Raw genomic sequence first — 17717 nt, 5'->3', positions numbered from 1 at the left:
CGTGTTTATTTTTTCTTTTTATTGGGTAACGTATATGTTATATCAAGTTTGAAATCAGGTTTTATTATAATTCTTGAAATATCCGAACCGTCACTGCTGAGCATTGTCCCTAATCTATACCCTTTCTTAAACCATTCCCCGATTATGAGAGGTATCGTCAGAACGACGGAATCTTCCGCAATATAAGCGTAACTGCTATAGTCTTTATACTTTACATTAATTTTTTTGCCTGCCCAATTATACGATTTTCCCGTATCTATCCGCATCGTTAATACTGCTTTATTCACCGTAGCAGAATCAAGTTTCCACGCAGTACGCAAGGAATCAGTCAACGAATCTACCGTTACTGCTACTGTATCTATTGTTGTATCTTTTGCTGCCGATACCTTTTTTATATCTATAACAACACTGTCCACTGGTACATTTTTTATGTTTACAGTAGTATCTTCGACTATGATACAAACGCCCATCCTTTCAAACTCCACCTTTATATAAGTTGAACACTTTGTTACGTACCCCCCCGTCTGGAGCATCATTAAAGAATCCCCTAAACTATCTACAGGAAAACTACTCGTATCTATATATGTTGCTTTAGCAGGATAATATTTTTTGCTCGTATCTCCATCTGTCGTTAACCACGATCTTTTCCCCGCATATACATTATGTATCCCTATCATTTCAGAAGTCGTGCCACACAATGCAAAATAAAATCCGGTATCTGCCGCAAGGCTATCTATGCAAATTGCAACAGCACTGTCTTTTATTAATTCCATAGAATCCATTAATATCACATTCGGCGCATTGCTCCACACTAAAGAATCCATACTTGGCGTTCCAAACACTCTATAAACATACACTTTCCCTGAATCCTTCCCCACGATATACAATGACTCCGGGTTAAGCCCAACACTATCTTTTTTTGTATAAAAATATAAAAAAGATTTTGCTTCAAAATATTCTTTATTCCCGGCATATAAACAACTGACTCCTGACATATAATTAAAGGTATCTGTTATGAAAGAACGAGAACCAAACACCCCCGACGCTACTTTTATATCCCCTGCTCTTTCTTTTACTATTTCATATCCAATTGGTTGTTTTTGCCCGCATCCGACTAGAATAAATATGGAACATCCCGCTAAAAACAAATGGCAAATTCTCATCTTGTTTTTCTCTCTCTTCTGAATTTTGATTTTTAATTTTTGATTTTTAATTTTCAAAATGTCCTCCCCATCTGTAAATGAAATTCCCAATCTCGTGGCACGGCATCTATTCCATACCCCATATCAAAACCAATTAACCCCATCATTGGTATCTCTATTCTGAATCCAGCTCCGACACCTTTTCTTAAACCCTGCAAATTTGCACTCTTGAAATCCGGCCATGTATTCCCGGCATCAAAAAATATCAATGGGTACATATTTTCATCAAATGCAAGTTTTGCCTCTATTGTAAACAGTGATGCAAAATTGCCGCCTACTATCTCTCCATTCAAACGAGGGCCAATTTCCCAATCTTTATACCCTCTGAGCCCCCAGTCGCCTATTCCTCCAAGAATAAACTTCTCATACACCGGAACATTATCTCCTGATGTATACCCATTTATTACGCCTATTTTACTCCTCATCCCCAACACAAACCTCCAGAATAACTTATGGTATGTGACACTTTCAAATGTTTCTTTATGATAATTTATGTCCCCTCCAAAAATTCCACCGGAAAACGCTACATTACAACTGTTGCGACTTCCTGTCGTTGGATTTAAAAAGTTGTCTCTAGAATCGCGAACCAATCCAAATCCTACCATACTCCTTATCCCTTCCTGGTCCAAATACCAACGAGTTAAATTCCCAGTTTCCCCCGCAAGACCAACATTTTCCAATGTATATGACACGGAAGCTTTCGTATAATCCAATCTAGGCACCTGAAATCCTAACGTAGTATTCCCACCTATTTTACGTAAGTTATAGCTCGACATAGCTGTCGTGCTTTTATACACATTAAACCCCAAACTCATTGGGGAATCAAACAACCATGGTTTCTGATATCCTAAAGTTATATTCTCTATGCTCTGCCCCTTCTCATAACTAATAGACAAATATTCCCCCATCCCTCTCAAATTTGGCGTACTTAAAGACAGATTTCCTACTATCCCATACTTTGGATAGTAGCTCGCTCCGGCAGAAGCTTGCCCGGCTGCCTTCTCTTCTATGTTTAAAATCAAATCAATATCCCCAGAATCGCTTGCTTGACGAGTATCTACCGTTACGTTCTTAAAAAAGCCCAAATTGAAAATCTTTCTTTGCGATACTATTAGTTTCTTACGGGAAAATATTTCCCCCGGAAAAATTGTCAATTCTCTACGAATTACATTATCATGAGTTGTAAGGTTGGAAGCAATTTCTATTTTGTGTACCCTTGCCGGAATACCTTCTTTTATTTTGAAAGTTATATCTACCGTTTCCTGAATGCTTAAGCTATCTAATGTCTCGCAAGGATCTATGCTTAGGTATAAGTATCCATAATCACTATATAGACCATATATTTCTTCCAGAGTTCTAGATAACTTGTCTTTGGAATACAGCGTTCCTTTTTTGAATTTTAGTTTCGTTTTTAAGTTCTCCGTTTTCAGGAATTCATTGCCCTCGAATGAGATGTTGCCAAAATAAACCGGCTTCCCTTCGGAGATTTCTACGCGAAGATTAGCCCATTCGCCCTTCCCAACAGGAACGATATCTGCCGAAACAAGCTGGCAATGAGGATAGCCATTTGATTGATAAAAATTAACGACTCTTGACGGGTCTTCATTAAACTCAGTTTTATTAAATTTGCCGCTCCATGGCCACCAATACTTAGCTCTGTTTTTCATTAGTTTTCTTATTTTTTTATCGGAAAATGCATAATTCCCATCAATTATTACTTCCTTTACTTTAATCTTGTTCCCTTCCTTTATTATAAACTTTACTTTAGCTCTCCCTTCTTCTTCTTTAATATCCGGACTAATATTAACCGCATAGAAACCTTCTTTTTCATATGCCTGGCGAATTTTAACAACCGCATCAAATATTGCAGATTCCGAGGCAATACTAAATTCTTTTAATTGACATATTTCAATAAGTGACTTGGCCTTAAATTTTTTATTACCTTTGAAACTAACTTTAAGGACAATTGGCCATTCTTTCACGTTAACGGTAACTGTTACCCCATTACCCATTTTGTCGGCACCAATCGCAACTGTCTCAAATAGTCCTCCCGCATACAATTGTTTTATCGCTTTTTGAACACTTTCAGGAGTAAGTTCGCTGCCTATTTCTAATCCCGATATTGAAATAATCGCATCCGTGCTAACCCGCCTTATCCCTTGAGCTTTTATGTCAACAATCATATCTGCAAATAAAGTAGTGGCAAAAAAACCTAAAAAGACAAAAGAGATAAATAATTTATTCATTTTTTCCTTATGTGTTTTTCCTAATTGCCTTTGCTTTTGCTTTTGCAATATTATGTTCTTCATTGTTTTTTGAGAATATATGTGTTTTCCCTTGAGAAACAAAATATAAATAAGGCGTATCCTGTGGCCACAATGCGGCAACAATAGACTTTTTCCCGGGAGAACATATAGGACCGGGCGGCAAACCTTTGTATAAATAAGTATTATATTTTGAATCCACTTTTAAGTCTTTGTAACTTAAATCAGTTTTGTGAGAAGTCAACACATATTGAACGGTAGGGTCACATTGAAGAAGCATTCCCTTTTTTAACCTTTTGTAATATACCCCTGATATAATTGGTTTTTCAGAATCGCAACTCGTTTCTTTTTCAATAAGAGATGCTAATGTTATGATTTTTTCAGGAGAAAAAGACATTTTAGCAGCTCTTTTTTGCAAAGAATCCGTAAATACAGAAAAAAATTCGTTAATAAAGCGGGGAATAATTTCTTTAGCGCTTGCGCCATAAGGAATTAAATAAGTCTCCGGAAACAGATACCCTTCCAAAGAAGAAGCATTTATCTTAAATTTATGTATATATGCCGTATCATAAACGAGAGAAAAAAACTCGCCGGTGTCTACTCCAACTTTTTCAGACAATAAAACGCCTATTTCTTTCAACATAAACCCTTCCGGTATGGTAACTTTTATGTCCGAAGTTTCGCCAAGTATCATTTTTCTAAGAACGCTCTTTATAGAAGATGGTTTTCTTAAAACATAGTATCCTGCTTTTATTTTGCGGTCAGCCTGTGTAAGTTTGGCATAAACCCTGAACCAAAACTTGGAGTTTATTATCTCTGCAGAATGTAATTTGTTCGCCATCTCGGCAACGGATTCTCCCTTTGAGATTTTTACCCCTGCCTCGTCAAAAGCCTGCCCGCCGTTTGTTTGTTGAGATACCGGTTGCGCACATAAAAGACTAATAAGTAAAAATGTCATATTACAATCACCTTTGCGCTGTAACACAAGCATCTTGCTTGTGATCCTTTTTCTTTATAACTGTAACAGCCCGATAAGTGGGATAATTTATTCCTGTCCCGTTATAAACGTTATTTAATTATTGCTCCGATAGGTATTAACACAAAGTACCCCAATGCCAGCAAAACAGGAGCCAATACCATAGAACCCAAATGCAAAAAATAAAACCCTGCAATAACCAAAAGTACTCCGCCGCCTATAAACGCCCAGTTCTTTGTTTTAAGTTTTAGCATTCCCACAGAACTACCCTGCTTATCTTTGTTTTTCATTTTAACTCCTTCCTTTCTACCCAGCTTTTAGCTGAGGGTGTTTGGACTTTAGTCCTTTTTTCTGTCTACCCTCCTCTAAGATGCTTTAGCTGTTTGCCATTCCGGCGAAATTATCCCTCCGGAAACGATTGTCCGTAATGCCGCATCTATTGTAATCGGAATTTCAATTACTTCCGAACGCGGCATTATTAAATAGAACCCCGTTGTAATATTCGGAACAGTAGGAACAAATACGCTTATGTTATCAGGAACGTCCTTAATTTTTAAAGATTTATCATTCGTAAGAAACCCCATAGAATAAACACCTTTACGCGGAAACTCCACTATCACGACACTCTTAAATGCAGATTTTGCTTTATCTATCGATAATGCATCCGACAATTGACGACCGGCAGCATATATCGGACGAATAAACGGAACCTTTATCATAATTGATTCCCATAAAACAAAAAACCTGTGTCCGATGTAACTCGTTGCAATTGCGCCTATTATCCACACAACAATCACAAACGCCAAAAACCCCATAAAAGAATGAATAAACGGATGTAGCGTGCAAACACCCGGTATTAACTTAAAACAATTAGAGAAAATACCGCCGAACTTATCGATAAGGAACCAGAAAACAAAAATGGTCAACCCTATCGGCAATAAAGCTATTGCCCCCGCAATAAGATTTTTTCTCATAAATTATAAACTTAGTATAGATATTTGTCTTTAAATGTCAATAACTTTCTCTTGTATCCAGTTTTTCATAAAAATCTTTTTTATTTATCCGAATTTTCCCTTCCTCGAAAAAACTTGACAATATCCCTTAAATAAATATTCTTTCCACTTAATCTAACCTGCCTGCCGTTAGGCAGGAAGGAATAAAATGAAAAACTTACTTACCCTTTTTATATGTTTAATGCCTTTTGTTTCCTTTTCCTCGGAAACAAGAGTCTCTGCTCTTGGCGGAGATTCCAAATTACTCATAGATGAAACAAACGTAAAACTATACCCCGGAGAAATATCGTCTTTCTCCAACACAATATTTACTGAAATCAAAAACCCCCTTTCCTTTAACGGATTTTTAGGCAACAACAAATACGGAACAATCGGGTTTGGAGTGAATACGGATACCTTGCCATCCGTAATAACTTCCCTTGTTAACCATATCCCTTCTATTATAGATAATAATATTGCCAATATGCCAAACTTTGAGTTTTTTTATGGTAAAAAATCCATAGGGATAAAAATAGAAGATAAATTCTTTCACTCTGAAGACCCTTTATTAGACCATACCCAATACTTAAATATATTAAAAGGAACACTGGGAATAAAATATTATTATAATCCTCTTTTATATGTGGATGTTTCTACCTCCATACTAAAAACAACTTTGGATTATAGAGACATTGATAATGGAACTCCGGTTATTTTTAAAACAAAGGGACATATTTCGTATCTAAATAATATAAGGTTTGTGCAAACATTTGCCAATAAGAAAGATGTATTTATTATTGGCGGTGGTTACGATAAATATAATAAAGAATGGGAACAAATAAATAAAGATACGACAGGGGAAAAATTAACCTTTAATATTATAAATTTATTTTTTAGCGCGCTTTTCTATCCCGTAGAGAATACAATGTTATTATTTGGCGTTAATTTTGGAAACACTAAAGATAATACTGTAATTCAGGATACGACATTTGTAAATAATATACTATCTCCTATTTTTACAATTGGAGCAGAAAAAGAAGTAACAAAATGGTTTACTGCGCGTTTAGGATTAAAGGGAAAAATTATATATACTACCCTAGAACAACAAGAGCAGGAAATAATTATAATCTCTCAAGGGATGAAAAACGATAATAATTTTAATCTTTATGTCGGATGGGGATTTAATTTTAACAACTTTAAAATAGATATATTTTGTAATGATTTATTATTTACTAGAGCGGTAACCGGTTTATCTTTAGGTTATAATTTTTAATATTTTAGAAGGCCCTTTCCAGCTATGCTGGAGATTTGTGTATTAGTTTAGTTTTATATATATTTGATTTTTGATATTTAATTTGTTTATGGGGGTGTAGCTCAGCGGGAGAGCATTTGCTTTGCAAGCAAGGGGCCAGGGGTTCGATTCCCCTCACCTCCATTTTTTTAGTTATTTTTTTTATTTTATCTGTGTTGATTTATGTTCCTCTAGGGTTAAAAGTTTTATTTTTTCATATTTTATATTATTATTAAATTAATATTACTTTTAGTAATTCCATTTTTTCTTTAATATTATCAATCCTATCTTATTTTTTTATTAATTAATATATAATACAGTTTTTACTATCTTTTCCATTTTCACTTAGCAACATTATTCTTAATAACATATATTTAAATAAACATAATAAATATAATAAGATCTGTGGATAAGTAGAATAACTTCTAAAAACTTATATTTAATAAATATTCAAAGGAATATTAATTGTTAATAAAATGTTTAAAATAAATGGGTTATTAACAAATAATAGTTAATCAGTAGTTAGTAACTTTAAAATGTTACTAAGTTCTTTCTTCTCTTCTTCTTTATTTAAAAGTTTAACTATTTGGTTATAAGAATGTAGTATAGTAGCATGGTTTTTCCCGCCAAAAGCTTCCCCTATATCTACTAAAGAAAGATGAGTGTATTCTCTCGCTAAATAAATGGCGATATTTCGTGGTTTTACGATTGACTGCATCCTGCGGTTACTTTTTAAACTCGCAAGTGAAATATTATAATAACTTGCCACTACCTTTTTAATTACATCTATAGTTATTATTTTCTTAACTGTAACCATATCCTTTAAAAGTTCTTTTGTAGTATTAAGATTTATTGTCTCGTTTGTAAAAGTAGATAATGCAAGTATTTTTACAAGAGCCCCTTCCAACTCCCGAATATTAGAAGAGAATTGTTCCGCAATATAATTTATTACTTCGTCCGGAACTTTAGACTTAGATGTAGCTATTTTCTTTTTTAAGATTGCAACTCTCATTTCAATATTAGGAGACTGGATATCACAAACAAGCCCTCCCTGGAATCTCGACACAAGTCGTTCTTCTAAATTTGCCAGACCTTGAGGAGGTCTATCCGAAGATAATGCAATTTGTTTTCCGGCATCATATAGAAAATTAAACGTATGGAATATTTCTTCCTGTAGCCCTTCTTTCCCTTCCAAAAATTGTATATCGTCTATAAGCAAAACATCCTTTTTCCTATACTTATTTTTAAATTGCATTATACGATTATTTTGAATCGCATCAACCATCTCGTTCATAAAACTTTCACATTCTATATAATAAACTTTAGCATCGGCAGTATGTTCTTTTATGTAATTTCCTATTGCCTGGAGCAAATGAGTTTTTCCTAACCCTACATTTCCATAAAGGAACAAAGGATTATATTGTTTCCCGGGAGCAGACGCGACTGCCATCGCTGCCGCCTGCGCAAACTTATTGCTTGCCCCGGTAATAAAATTACTAAACGTATAACGGGTTTGCAAATGAGACGCATCTGTATCATAAATTTTCGTAGAAGAAGTTTCTTTTGTTTGCTCTACAAGTTTGTATCTTATCTTTATCTTATCGTCCTCGACCTTAAGGATATCGTAGATCATAGAATGGTAATGTTCTTCTATCCAATCTACAAAGAACCGATTCGGGACTTTTACCCAGAGTGTATTTTGAGAAATAGATTCGCCCACCGTAGGTTCAAACCATGTTGTGTATATTTGAAGAGGAACTTGAGTTTTTACCCCCTCAAGAATTTTTAACCACAATTTTTCTGCGTCAGGCGTCATCTTAAGTTTTTGAAATATAAAGAGATACGACTTTTTAGCATAAAAGTTGTCCACAAAGTTATTAACATTGGCTTGTTCTGTAAATCTTTATTTATTAAGGATTTAGAGGATGCATACTTCAGAGAGAGAGAGTTATTAACAATCATAATATTAACTTTTATCCTTTGTTTATTTTTACTTAGTTTTACCAAGAAGAAAGAGCATAGACTTAAATTAACAAAATTATGTTGCTAACATAACCAAAGATATGTTGTCATGTCAAGAGGAAAAAAAATGAAAAAATAAAATAATTTTTATAAATTTTTTGTCTTGACATATTGACCTTTTTGTTTCAAAGTCGCCCATCTCTTGCAAAAATGCTTTTGTAGAGAAATGCTTGACTTTTAGCACCTTTAATATTTTAATAGATATATACAAATGGAAATTAAAAACATAAAAAATAAAATTAAAAAAATTACAATACTCGTAACTTTTATAAATGTAGCAGCAAGGATGTTTGTCGTTGTAAACCTTGGATTATTGGCCTTTCTTGCCCTGGATTATTTGTTGTTTTTGCCTTGTCTTGCAAGGTGGGTATTGCTGTCTTTGACTTTTTTTCTTGGTTTTTGGGCAGCCATTCAATATAAGTTTGATCCCGTTTCTGAAATAGAAAAACAATCCCGCCTTGGCGGGACTACGTCCGAACAATTCAAAGGAAGACTGTTTTCCGCGATATACGATTACCCGACAACATTGGGGTACTCAACCGAACTGATAGAGGAAATAAGAAAAGAAACATGGAAGTTATTGCAGAAATGGAAAACGGGAACTATAATAAAAAAACGCTTGCCCGCTATCCCCTTATTAATAAGTATTATTGCTTTGGCGGTAGAAATTGTTTCTCTCCCTTCTCCCCGGCTTCCTGGGGTAAAAAGATTTTTCCTCCCTCAAAACAAATTCCTTTCTTTTGCCATTGAACCGGGAAACAAAAAGTTGCTCTATGGAAAACCAGTTGAAATAAAAGTAATCCCTTCCGGCGTCTTGCCGGATAAAATTTCACTTGTTGTGGACGATTCTGTTTATATCCTGTCTCGCAAAGAAGGATATGTAAAAAATTTAACCGTTAACAAATCGTTTTCTTATTATGTAAAAAAAGGAGACGTTGTCAGCGATACCTATAATATATCCGCAATTATTCAACCATGGATAAGAGAGTTCAATCTTACTTATATCTATCCCGCATATACAAAACTACCTCCTTTTGTTAGCAATCTTCCTGAAATATCCGCTTTGCAGGGGACGAAAATCAACTTTATCGCCGTCGCAAACGATAGTATAGATTCCGGGCGAGTAGAATTTTCTTTGCCTGTCTTGCCCTTAGGCAGGCAACAAACAAAACAGGGTGCGAAGCCTCCGTGTTATCGGACAGAAGCACATAAAGATACTATAAAAACAGAATTTCTCGTAAGCACTCCTGATAGGTATAGAATATACCTTAAGGCAAAAAATGGCTTGGAAACAATAAGTCCGGAGACTTACGCTATCAACATATGGAAAGATAAATTTCCCGAAATAGAAGTAATTTATCCCGGCAGGGATATGGAAATACCTTCCGATATGAGGATGCCGATACTTGCCCATATTTCGGATGACTTCGGTTTTCATAAAATAAAACTCTTGAGCGATAAAGGAGAATGGATTGTAACCTCAGACAATAACCTGCCTACGGATACAAACATTTCTTACGTCTGGGATTTGTCGCAATTGTCTTTATACCCGGGAGATGCCGTAAAATACTGGATGGAAGTGCAGGATAACGACGTTATTAACGGATACAAGACTACCAAATCAGAAGAGTTTAAGTTGGTCTTTCCTACGGTCGAAGATATATATAAACAGGTTACGGAAGAAGTTAAAAAAACTCAGGATAACGCCACAACCGAGTTACAACAAATATTAAAAGACTTGAAAGAAAATAACAAACAAATAGAAGCCATTACAAAGAAAGATAAATTAGACTGGAACGATAAACAAGCCCTGAAAGATGCTTTGCAAAAAGAAAAAGCGATTACTAAGGGAATAGAAGAGTTGTCAAAAGAAATAGATAAGTTGTATAAAGCTGCGGAAAATACTATGTGGGTGGACAAAGAGTTAATGGAAAAAATAGAAGAATTAAAAACTCTTTTTAATGAACTTAACCTCGAGAAGATTGATGAAGCTATTCAAAAAATGCAGGAAATGATGAACAAGACTCCGGAACTTATGAAAGAAGCGATGAAAAATTTTAAGATGACACAGGAAGAACTCAGGCAAAGAATTGAAAATTCGATAGAGATGCTGAAACAATATAAACAGGAACAATATCTTGCATCGCTGGCGGACAGGGCATCAGAACTTGCAGAGAAACAAAAAAACTTGAACGAGAAAACCGCAAAAAGTGATATGAAACAATCAAAGAAAGAGTTGTCCGACGCGGAACAAGGTCTGCAAAAAGAGCTTGAAGAACTGACAAAAGAAATAGATAGTCTGGCAAAAGAATCTAATAATAAAAAACTGGCAAAAGAATCTAATAAGGCGCAAAAGACACAATCTAAAATGTCGGATGCGGCAAGTAAATTATCAAAAGGACAGAAACCTTTGCAATTACAGGATGAGGTTCGACAAGAGTTATCGGATTTAAGCGCGAGTTTAAGTTCCATTCACCAAAAAATGATAGACAAAAAGAAGTCCCAAATGACACAAGAAATAAATAAATTAAAGAATGATTTCCTTTTTCTGTCTAACGAAGAAGAAAACTTATCCAATACTTCAGGTTTAGACAAAGCGTTCAAACAGGAAGCATTAATAAAAGGCGCTAAAATGTTGATGAACGAGTTGGCAGTCGTTATGAAAATGACGCCGTTTATTTCCGGTGACACAAAAAAGCTTACGCAGGATGCTATTAATTTAATGGGAAACGCAAAAAAAGAATTTGAAGCGAACAGACAGGGACGAAACATATTCAGCAAAAGAAGTCAGATTCAGGCAATGTCAAAGCTGAACGAAGTGATTTTCTCTCTTATGGAAGCGGAAAAGTCTCTCCAGAGTTCTATGTCTGCATCGGGAATGCCGGAAATGATGCAGCAGTTGTCTCAAATAACAAAAGACCAGCAGGCATTAAATCAAACGTGTATGTCGTTTATGTCTTTTAATATGACGCAATCCGATATGGGAGAACAGCTTGCCCAATTTATGGGAAAACAGTCTGCGCTTGCGGAAGCGCTTAAAGAAATCGGGGACGGATTAAAAGGAAAGACTTTGGGAGATATGAATGCTATGTCACAGGAGATGGAAAGCATCGCAAAAAAAATGCAATCCGGAATTACTAAAGAAATCGTAGAAAGGCAAAACAAATTATTGAGCCATTTATTGGATGCACAAAAATCTATTTATACAAGGAAAACATCCCGTCAACGTATCGCAGAGCCTGGAGAGAATATGTTCTTGCCCTCTCCAAAAGAGCCCGGATTAATAACAAAACGGGGTGTCTCGCAAAAAGCCATTATTGAGGCTCTGAAAAAGAAGTACCCAAAAGAATCCGAACAATTAATAAAAGCTTACTTCAAAGCCCTCTCCACAGAGTAATTCTACTTGCTTACCGTTTGTTAGTATTTCAGTATGTAGGGCAAGGCATTAGCCTTGCGTCTCTTCTCTATTCCCTGTAATCTTCTAATCTTTGCAGCACTTTTATTTATTGTAGGGGCAGATCTAAGCGTGTGCCCGTCCCGTTTGTTTATCAAAAAAAGGGTAGGCAGGGCTTTAATGCTCTGGTAAAAAGGTAGACACAACTTGCTTGACGGCAATCAGGATTTCAAAGGGGATATCTGGAACATCCCGCTAAGGGGTGACCGCTTGCCTTTACCCCGCTGAGGCGGAGTGCTTCCACCTACCCAAAAGAAAGCCCTTCTGTTAAACACCGAAGGGCTTCTTTAGTTGCTTTCTTCTCAAAAAGCATTCAGTTAAAATAATTTAAAAACCTTGACATCTTTTGATACGATATTGTAAGATAAGTAATAATAACATGAGGAGATTGTATGTGTAAAACGTTTTTGGTATTGCTTTTTATTGTTGGCTGCTTTTCTACAGAGGCGTCAGTCGTTTCCCTTTCTCGTCGGCAGGCCGGCGAACAAAAGCTTATCGGATACAACTACAAAATAAGCGCGACAAAACCATTTGTTGTAAAAGAAACAAAGAGTCAAACGGATACTTTAACGCCCGATTTGTTGCCGCCATTTTATTGTTGGGATGGAGATTATGCAAGCTATAGAATAGAATATGAAGCAACTCAATTCATCCCGGAAAGACCCTGCTCGGTAATGGCGATAATTAACGGAGTAATAAGTGATACAACGGCTTCAAAACAATGTAGTTTGTTTATTTGGAGAGATTTTTCTAATAAGCCGGGAGTGAGGTTATTTAGTATGGATGCATTGGTGACGGCTGATTCGGCGGGAGTCTTTTTTAGCATATACCCATTATCTGTTCCCGTATATGCGACTGGACCGTTCTGGGTTGGCGATTATGAAGGAGATTCGTTGATGCCGACGACTGCTTTTGATTCGGTGCGGAGCTTGTCATCAGCGTTTAGCATAGATAGTTTTGGCTGGAACGAAGACAATGTAGATTATTTTCACGGGGCGATTGTTAAATATGATACATTTACCATTCCGATAGATAAAAAATGGACAATTCTTGTTTTTATGAATGGGGATAACGATTTAGAATCTTATGCGATAGAAGATATAAACGAAATGGAAAGGGGCATAGATACTTCAAAATACACGGTGGTGGCAGAAGTGGACAGAATTCCCGGATACGATAGTTCTAACGGGAATTGGACTTCTACCCGCAGATATCTTATAACGCCGGACAACAATACCGATAACATAATTCGTTCAGAACTTAAGGCAGATTTGGGAGAAGTAAATATGGGAGACCAAAAAGCAATCGCCGATTTTGTAAGATGGGGCGTTCTTAATTACCCGTCAGACAACTATGCGCTTGCCATATGGAATCACGGAAATGGCTGGTATAAAGGTGCGAAAATATCTCCCTTAAAAGGTATAAGTGGTGATGAAACAGATGGCGATTACATAGGTGTGGCAAACGGAGAATATGCATTGGTAATGGATAGCGTGAAAAACATCCTGGAAAAAAGGTTGGAGATTCTCGCAAATGATGCTTGTTGTATGGGAATGCAGGAAGTGGCGTATGAAATACAAAACTATGCGGATTATGTAGTGTTTTCAGAGTATACAATCCCGGCAGAAGGGTATCCTTACGATGAAATACTGAAATGGTTGAATGACAATTATTCTGCTACTCCTGAAGAATTGGCAAACATAATGGTTGATAAATATATTGCTTCTTATAGCGCCGGCGATCAGGTGACTCTTTCTTCAGTTGTTTTAAATGAGAAAATTTCCCACCTGTCAGAATGTATAAACAATTTTGCGATAGCCCTTATACAGGCAGGAGGCAGAAGCAACGCCGAAATAGATTCCGCGAGATTGGGCACGGAAGAATATTTTGGATATCCGAATGCGCATATAGATATATATGATTTTGCAAGCCGTATCAAAGGACAATCCGGCTTGCCGGTAGGAGTAAAAAACTGGGCTGATTCCGTAATGAATGCGGTAGATTCTGCCGTTGCAAGAAGGGGACAAATTAATTGTGCCGGTTCTCACGGGATAGCTATTTATTATCCTTATAATATAAGCGATATAGACACTACGTATACACAATTAGCTTTTACTAAAGACTTGCCAAAATGGTGGGACTTTATAAATGGAGATACGATTGGCGTAACAGAAAATACGAGTTTACCTTGTAATCTTGCTTTATTTATGCCAATGCCTAACCCTGTTTTTGCATATACAACAATCAGATACTGTCTTCCCAAGAAGGCTAATATATCTTTACGAGTATTTGATCTGACGGGGAGATTAGTCAAAACTCTTTACTCAGGCGAACAAATTGCAGGAACCCATAATGCATCTTTAAAATCTTCCGAATTAAGCAAAGGCATATATTTTGTAACATTGAAAACAGCCTTCATAACAAAAACACAAAAACTAACAATACTGCGGTAAGCATCGTTGCCGTAGGGAACAAGCACTTGTCCGCCAGTCTGTTTGGAGGATGCCTGTTCCCTACAATATTGTGATAGGCTAACTAGCGAGATAAAACTCCTTGACAAAGATAGGAGACAATAATATTAATAAGTTGTAGACTATGAATAAAACAATTTCTTTTTGTATCTTTGCTCTTTTTATCTCCACCAATGTCTATTCCTACACATGGACAAGAACGCTTGGTGGCGCCGGCAATGATTGCGGATACTCCATATGTTTTTCCCGGGACAGCGGATATGTTTTAGCCGGTTATACGGAATCTCAGGGTGCCGGAATGACGGATGGATGGCTTATAAAAACGGATACTTTCGGGATACCTATATGGAACAAAACGTTCGGAGGAACGGATTCCGATTTTATATACTCGGTTACGAAAACTATGGACAGCGGATATATTATGACCGGATACACAAAATCTTTTGGGAGCGGGGAAAGCGATGTTTGGATTATAAAAACGGATGCAAATGGAGATACAATTTGGACAAGAACTTACGGCGATTCAAATAACGAATGCGCTTATTCCATTATAAACGCTATAGACAGCGGATATGTTGCAATCGGGACAAGAAACTCGGGGAAATACGCATGGCTTTTAAAAGTCAATACGAATGGCGATACTTTGTGGACAAAAACATTTCAGAGTTATGGTTGCGGAAGGTGTGTTCAAGCGATTTATGATACGTATTATAACGGATACATTATAACGGGATACTCTGATTCTCTTGTATACGCCAAGACAGCTTCATGGTTGATAAGAACAGATGCGAATGGAGATACGCTCTGGACAAAAGCATTTGGTACGTATAATTGTCGTCTGTACTCTGTGAGTCAGACTAAAGATAGCAGATATGTTATGACAGGCACCTACAGTTATACAGATAATGCACTATGGGTTGTGGAAGCTGATTTGTCAGGGAACGAAATTCCAAATTATACAGCCTGGGGTATTATTGGAACGGGCTACTCTATTGCGGAAACAAATAGCGGGGATTGTATTATAGTAGGTTCCGGGAATACCGCAACATACGTTCCTGATCCATGGTATAATGAATATACTAATGCTTTTGAAGGATGTTATGCTGATTCCGATGGAGCCATAATCGTAAAAACTAATACAGATTATGGTGATTATGGAGATAGATTAGGATATTTCGGTGGCAAATATGCAAATGGCGCATATTCTTTTTTGCAAACTCCTGATGGTGCATATATTATGCTTGGTTATACCGATTCCTATGGCGAAGGGAAAAGAGATTTATGGCTTATAAGAACGGAAGAGAACAAATGGGAAGGGAGACCTCCTGCAATCGAAGAGAACTCTTCCGATAAAAATTCTTTTCCAACAATATGTGTATCTCCAAATCCTTTTATTAACTCAACAACTATCAGCTTTACCGTTCCAAGTATAACGCTGACCACCGACCACTGTCCACTGGTCACGGTTCGTCTTTATGATATTTCAGGCAGGGAAAAAATGCGTTTGTTCGAAGGTAATATAAAAACAAAAAATACGTTAACTTTGAATACAAGCTCTCTTACATCAGGGAAGTATTTTTTGAAAATGGAAGCGGATGGGAAGAAGATAATAAAAGGAATAACTATAGTAAAATAACAAATATGAAAAATTTTGTATCGGTAGTAAGTTTACTTTTCATCACGAGTGCAATTCATTCTTCTACATGGACAAGAACATTTGATGACGGTGGATATTCTGCCGGGACTGATGTAATAGTATCAAAAGATAGTTGTTATGTTGTGCTTGGATACACTGTATACAACTCAAAATATAATGTATGGTTATTAAAAGTAAGCAGGGATGGGATTCTTATCTGGGAGAAAAGATTCGGCAGTTCCTATGATGAATATGGGTATTCAATAGATACTACTTATGACGGGGGATATATAATAAGCGGAACAATCGCTTATGACGGAATAAATGGGCAAGGGGTCTTGCTTATAAGAACTGATGACAGTGGAGATACTTTATGGACAAGAACTTTTAATCTAAGCGCCGACGATAGGGGATATTGTGTGAGACAAACTATGGATTCCGGTTATATTGTAGAAGGACGCGCATATACTTCGTCCTGTGGAGATATGTTATTACTAAAAACAGACAAAAATGGGAATACTATATGGACGAAAAAATTTACTCGTTGCAGTTGGTACTACGGAGGAGGGGTTTGTGAAACACCTGATAGTAACTATATAGCAGTTGGCACATATAATAATAATAAAAGTGGTGTAATGTCCTTATTTTCCGTAAGCACAGATAATAAAGGAGATACTTTATGGTCTAAATTGATTTGGGCGGGAGGAAGCTATGTTTATGGCCAAAGCATCCGACAAACATTAGACAACAATTATATCATTTCCGTCGCTGCCAAGAATTATGTATGGCTGTTTAAAATAAATTCAAATGGGAATATACTCTGGGATAAAACAATACCCGGAGGAAATTATGGCGAAAGCTCTGTATGTCCTACAAACGATAGTGGGTATATTTTTGTAGACGGAGCGAACTTAATCAAAACCGATAAAATAGGAACGGTTCAATGGATTAATCCTTTTCTCAGCACAGGTAATGCAGTTAAAGAAACTCATGATAATGGTTATATTATAGCCGGTACAATCTATCGTTATACTCCTTATTACCACACCGCCCTTTATCTAATAAGGGCAGACCCTTCTGAAGCGATAGAAGAAAATACTTACTCAATTTCTGATAAATTTTTCTCCATATCCCCTAACCCTGCTTCTGCATATGCGACTATAAAATACAGCCTTCCTAACAAGACGAATGTTTCTTTGCGAATATTTGACCTGACGGGGAGATTAGTCAAAAAGCTTTACTCCGGCGAGCAAGTCGCAGGAACCAATAATGTGTCTTTGAAATCTTCCGAGTTAAGTAAAGGTATATATTTTGTAACGCTACAAACAAACTCCGGAACAAAAACACAAAAACTGACAATCCTGCGGTAAACATCGTTGCCGTAGAGAACAGGCATGCCTGTTCCCAAT

The 17717-nt window shown here is 36.5% G+C and carries 11 protein-coding genes and 1 tRNA gene; 6 read left to right on the top strand and 6 right to left on the bottom strand.

Annotated features, from left to right (window positions below):
* Positions 1-5: 5 nt before the first annotated feature.
* The 5 genes from WC614_05040 to WC614_05020 all read right to left on the bottom strand — a co-directional run bounded on the left by WC614_05040 (position 6) and on the right by WC614_05020 (position 5416).
* Positions 6-1220 (bottom strand): hypothetical protein, encoded by a 1215-nt coding sequence (locus tag WC614_05040; GenBank protein MFA5032368.1) that lies wholly within the window; start codon positions 1218-1220, stop codon positions 6-8.
* Positions 1217-3448 carry an outer membrane protein assembly factor BamA gene (bamA, locus tag WC614_05035; protein ID MFA5032367.1) on the bottom strand — a complete coding sequence of 744 codons (2232 nt, stop codon included), beginning with the start codon at positions 3446-3448 and terminating at the stop codon, positions 1217-1219. Before bamA ends, WC614_05040 begins: the two co-directional genes overlap by 4 nt.
* 7 nt (positions 3449-3455) lie before the next feature.
* On the bottom strand, positions 3456-4424 hold the full coding sequence (gene mltG, locus WC614_05030) for an endolytic transglycosylase MltG (GenBank protein ID MFA5032366.1): 969 nt from the start codon (positions 4422-4424) through the stop codon (positions 3456-3458).
* A 110-nt stretch (positions 4425-4534) separates the two neighbouring features.
* Positions 4535-4732 (bottom strand): hypothetical protein, encoded by a 198-nt coding sequence (locus WC614_05025; protein ID MFA5032365.1) that lies wholly within the window; start codon positions 4730-4732, stop codon positions 4535-4537.
* A gap of 75 nt (positions 4733-4807) precedes the next feature.
* Positions 4808-5416 carry a DUF502 domain-containing protein gene (locus WC614_05020; protein MFA5032364.1) on the bottom strand — a complete coding sequence of 203 codons (609 nt, stop codon included), beginning with the start codon at positions 5414-5416 and terminating at the stop codon, positions 4808-4810.
* 187 nt (positions 5417-5603) lie between these two features.
* Between WC614_05020 and WC614_05015 the strand changes: the two genes are divergently transcribed.
* Together WC614_05015 and WC614_05010 are read left to right on the top strand one after the other, a co-directional pair.
* Positions 5604-6707 carry a hypothetical protein gene (locus tag WC614_05015; GenBank protein ID MFA5032363.1) on the top strand — a complete coding sequence of 368 codons (1104 nt, stop codon included), beginning with the start codon at positions 5604-5606 and terminating at the stop codon, positions 6705-6707.
* A 90-nt stretch (positions 6708-6797) separates the two neighbouring features.
* Positions 6798-6869 (top strand) — tRNA-Ala (locus WC614_05010).
* Positions 6870-7236: 367 nt separating this feature from the next.
* Here the strand turns inward: WC614_05010 and dnaA are convergent.
* The gene (gene dnaA, locus WC614_05005; protein MFA5032362.1) at positions 7237-8541 is read right to left on the bottom strand and encodes a chromosomal replication initiator protein DnaA; all 1305 of its coding nucleotides are present in this window, start codon (positions 8539-8541) and stop codon (positions 7237-7239) included.
* Between the two features lie 417 nt (positions 8542-8958).
* Here dnaA and WC614_05000 point away from each other — a divergent pair, with 417 nt between their 5' ends.
* From WC614_05000 to WC614_04985, 4 genes are all read left to right on the top strand, one after another.
* Positions 8959-12144, top strand: coding sequence for a hypothetical protein (locus WC614_05000; protein ID MFA5032361.1), 3186 nt, complete (start codon positions 8959-8961; stop codon positions 12142-12144).
* A 449-nt stretch (positions 12145-12593) separates the two neighbouring features.
* Positions 12594-14654: a clostripain-related cysteine peptidase gene (locus WC614_04995; GenBank protein ID MFA5032360.1), complete on the top strand. Its 2061-nt coding sequence runs from the start codon at positions 12594-12596 to the stop codon at positions 14652-14654.
* 142 nt (positions 14655-14796) lie between these two features.
* Positions 14797-16308, top strand: a complete 1512-nt coding sequence (locus tag WC614_04990) for a T9SS type A sorting domain-containing protein (protein MFA5032359.1) — start codon at positions 14797-14799, stop codon at positions 16306-16308.
* Positions 16309-16313: 5 nt separating this feature from the next.
* A complete protein-coding gene (locus WC614_04985) occupies positions 16314-17678 on the top strand; it encodes a T9SS type A sorting domain-containing protein (protein ID MFA5032358.1) in 1365 nt (454 codons plus the stop codon).
* Positions 17679-17717: the final 39 nt, after the last annotated feature.

The sequence above is a fragment of the bacterium genome (assembly GCA_041649255.1).
In the GTDB taxonomy this organism is placed as follows: Bacteria; Hydrothermota; UBA3073; order JACQXS01; family JAQTXJ01; genus JAQTXJ01.
Note: the sequence above shows the minus strand (reverse complement) of the source record. Positions and strands in the feature narration are given on the sequence as shown.

What these genes read in the sequence shown, in the direction of transcription:
- bamA (MFA5032367.1), bottom strand. Translation starts at nt 3,448, where the DNA reads ATGAATAAATTATTTATCTCTTTTGTCTTTTTAGGTTTTTTTGCCACT.
- mltG (MFA5032366.1), bottom strand. Translation starts at nt 4,424, where the DNA reads ATGACATTTTTACTTATTAGTCTTTTATGTGCGCAACCGGTATCTCAA.
- WC614_05025 (MFA5032365.1), bottom strand. Translation starts at nt 4,732, where the DNA reads ATGAAAAACAAAGATAAGCAGGGTAGTTCTGTGGGAATGCTAAAACTT.
- WC614_05020 (MFA5032364.1), bottom strand. Translation starts at nt 5,416, where the DNA reads ATGAGAAAAAATCTTATTGCGGGGGCAATAGCTTTATTGCCGATAGGG.
- WC614_05015 (MFA5032363.1), top strand. Translation starts at nt 5,604, where the DNA reads ATGAAAAACTTACTTACCCTTTTTATATGTTTAATGCCTTTTGTTTCC.
- dnaA (MFA5032362.1), bottom strand. Translation starts at nt 8,541, where the DNA reads ATGACGCCTGACGCAGAAAAATTGTGGTTAAAAATTCTTGAGGGGGTA.
- WC614_05000 (MFA5032361.1), top strand. Translation starts at nt 8,959, where the DNA reads ATGGAAATTAAAAACATAAAAAATAAAATTAAAAAAATTACAATACTC.
- WC614_04995 (MFA5032360.1), top strand. Translation starts at nt 12,594, where the DNA reads ATGTGTAAAACGTTTTTGGTATTGCTTTTTATTGTTGGCTGCTTTTCT.
- WC614_04990 (MFA5032359.1), top strand. Translation starts at nt 14,797, where the DNA reads ATGAATAAAACAATTTCTTTTTGTATCTTTGCTCTTTTTATCTCCACC.
- WC614_04985 (MFA5032358.1), top strand. Translation starts at nt 16,314, where the DNA reads ATGAAAAATTTTGTATCGGTAGTAAGTTTACTTTTCATCACGAGTGCA.